The following is a 1,987-nucleotide window of genomic DNA, read 5'->3' as shown; positions in this document are numbered from 1 at the left end:
GATGCCTTAATTGGGCTCGTCCGGGTCTGCGAGGGCTGAGGGCGGTAACGTCCTCTTCTGCTCGGAATTGTGCAAATCTCTTTCCTCATCACCATAAACGGCAATTGGAAAAGCTGGGGTAAGGTCTTTGATTGTGCAAATCTCTTCCCTCATCACCATAAACGGCAATTGTTATGCACGATGAAAGACCTGACCCTGATTTTCTGATTTTTCTGACCCTTTCAGCTTTTGACGTATCTGCTAACTGACAATAACCTGCACTTTCTTTAACACATCCGCAACCGTATTTTTTGGTGCTTTTTCCACAAATCTGGCCATTCTTTCTCTGAAATCGATCACTCTGATTTGTTGGCACAATACGACGCCCGACACATTTTTACCATTGATCACAACTTCAAATCCGTGCCCTCTGATGGTCGATGTAATGGGCGCAACCAAGGCTAATTTAACCTTTGTATTGAATAGCTTTTGGGAGAGTACCAAAGCGGGCCGTAGTTTTTGAATTTCCGCCCCCCTGGTCGGATCAAAATCCAGCCATACTACATCACCACGATCAGGTATATACCCTGTTTTCATCACAACATCTCCTGTCCCCCGGGGTCGTCGTTGAGCCATTCCCTGTCTTCATCATCCTGCAAGTCAAAGGCGTTGTCAGGGCCAATTGCCAGCAAGTCATCCAGAGTGTATTCATCCGTTGGGTTGGCAATGGGTTTCAGGATAATCTCTCCATCAACTGCCACTATTTCTACGCTGCTATTGATTTCTATACCAGCTTGAGCAAGCGCCTTTGCCGGCAGTCTCACCGCTGCACTGTTACCCCATTTCTTTATCTCTGTTTGCATATTGTCTTCCTCATCATCTCACACTATGTATATACAAATGTATATACTACATTCTTTGGAAAATGTGTCAACTCGTGTAACGTCTGAATAGACTAAACAACAGTCTACCGGTGGAGTGCCCACCTTACTGGTGATCAGTAAACGGGGTGACACCTAACTGCGAACCTTTCGGATACACGGAGGCAGAACCGTTGTCAGGGTAGCCGATAAACACGACGATCGACGTAATAATTGGGTTAAAGAGCTTGATCAGCGCAGGGGCAAGAATATATCAGCGGTGGCAGTTGCCAATAAGAATGCACGCATTGCCTGGGCTGTGTTAACCAGGAAAGCTGGGGTCATATATGGTCCGCCATGAGCAGACAGTGACCAGTGCCTTCAGGATGCCTTCGGGCTATGGGGGGCGGGTGGTGGAGGGGACGGGTGTTGTTCGACAGCTTGAGGCGGCACAGTCGGTAAGTGAACTGGTTTGAGGTGGAAGTAGACATTGATGGCCAGTGCGGCAAAGACCGACACGAAAAGGCCGCCAAAGGCATAGATGGCGTGACGGTTACGGGTATGAATCTCGATTCGGGTATCGGTGATGTCCCGAGTCAGGTGATTGATTTCCCGGCTGAGATCAATTCGTAAATCGCTGATGGATTGGGTCAAATCCGCTTTCAGTTCATAGTACCTTTCATCGGTGCGGGCCTGTATCTGCAAGATCGCCTCCTGCAATACCAGCATATCTTTTTTACTGGCGTTGTGGTCGGGGTCCAGCGATGCACTGACCTGATGAGCCAGTTCGCCGTCGATGCCGATGTTTTTGAGCTGTTGGAACAGGGAGTCGGTCATGGAATACGCCTTTTTTTTATTCAGATGCACGGAAGCATAGTCAATGAGCAAGGATTCCGAGAACAAAAAGCAGGGCATCATTGACCCGCCCATGAATGTTCAGGATGCCTTTATCTTGCAAACCCGGATGCGCCAGATGACTGAGGCCATGCGGGAAGCCACCGGGCAGATCGGGGGGCATTGGCCAGTCGTTTGTGCGCTTTGATGATCTGGTGGCCGGTGGCGAAAAGCTGGAAAAGCTGGGGTCAGGTCTTTGTGGCGACAGGCTAAGCCTGAGAATGTGGGAGGTTCTATGAACTGAAATCATTCGT

General features: G+C 49.2%; 4 protein-coding genes. 1 reads left to right on the top strand and 3 read right to left on the bottom strand.

Annotated features, from left to right (window positions below):
- Nucleotides 1-240: 240 nt before the first annotated feature.
- The 3 genes from KDK14_RS04760 to KDK14_RS04750 all read right to left on the bottom strand — a co-directional run bounded on the left by KDK14_RS04760 (nt 241) and on the right by KDK14_RS04750 (nt 1,676).
- On the bottom strand, nt 241-576 hold the full coding sequence (locus tag KDK14_RS04760; RefSeq protein WP_257263873.1) for a type II toxin-antitoxin system PemK/MazF family toxin: 336 nt from the start codon (nt 574-576) through the stop codon (nt 241-243).
- On the bottom strand, nt 576-842 hold the full coding sequence (locus tag KDK14_RS04755; protein WP_257263872.1) for an AbrB/MazE/SpoVT family DNA-binding domain-containing protein: 267 nt from the start codon (nt 840-842) through the stop codon (nt 576-578). Before KDK14_RS04755 ends, KDK14_RS04760 begins: the two co-directional genes overlap by 1 nt.
- A gap of 378 nt (nt 843-1,220) precedes the next feature.
- On the bottom strand, nt 1,221-1,676 hold the full coding sequence (locus KDK14_RS04750) for a hypothetical protein (RefSeq protein ID WP_257263871.1): 456 nt from the start codon (nt 1,674-1,676) through the stop codon (nt 1,221-1,223).
- Between the two features lie 43 nt (nt 1,677-1,719).
- On the opposite strand from KDK14_RS04750, the gene KDK14_RS04745 reads away from it, so the two are divergent.
- On the top strand, nt 1,720-1,881 hold the full coding sequence (locus KDK14_RS04745; protein ID WP_257263870.1) for a hypothetical protein: 162 nt from the start codon (nt 1,720-1,722) through the stop codon (nt 1,879-1,881).
- The last annotated feature ends 106 nt before the right edge of the window (nt 1,882-1,987 follow it).

Source organism: Endozoicomonas sp. ONNA2 (assembly GCF_024606365.1).
GTDB lineage: Bacteria > Pseudomonadota > Gammaproteobacteria > Pseudomonadales > Endozoicomonadaceae > Endozoicomonas.
The sequence above is the reverse complement of the archived record's forward strand: the minus strand, read 5'-3'. Positions and strand labels throughout refer to the sequence as shown.

Excerpts from the sequence above, each read along its gene's own strand:
- KDK14_RS04745 (WP_257263870.1), top strand. The coding sequence starts at position 1,720 with ATGAGCAAGGATTCCGAGAACAAAAAGCAGGGCATCATTGACCCGCCC.
- KDK14_RS04760 (WP_257263873.1), bottom strand. The coding sequence starts at position 576 with ATGAAAACAGGGTATATACCTGATCGTGGTGATGTAGTATGGCTGGAT.
- KDK14_RS04755 (WP_257263872.1), bottom strand. The coding sequence starts at position 842 with ATGCAAACAGAGATAAAGAAATGGGGTAACAGTGCAGCGGTGAGACTG.
- KDK14_RS04750 (WP_257263871.1), bottom strand. The coding sequence starts at position 1,676 with ATGACCGACTCCCTGTTCCAACAGCTCAAAAACATCGGCATCGACGGC.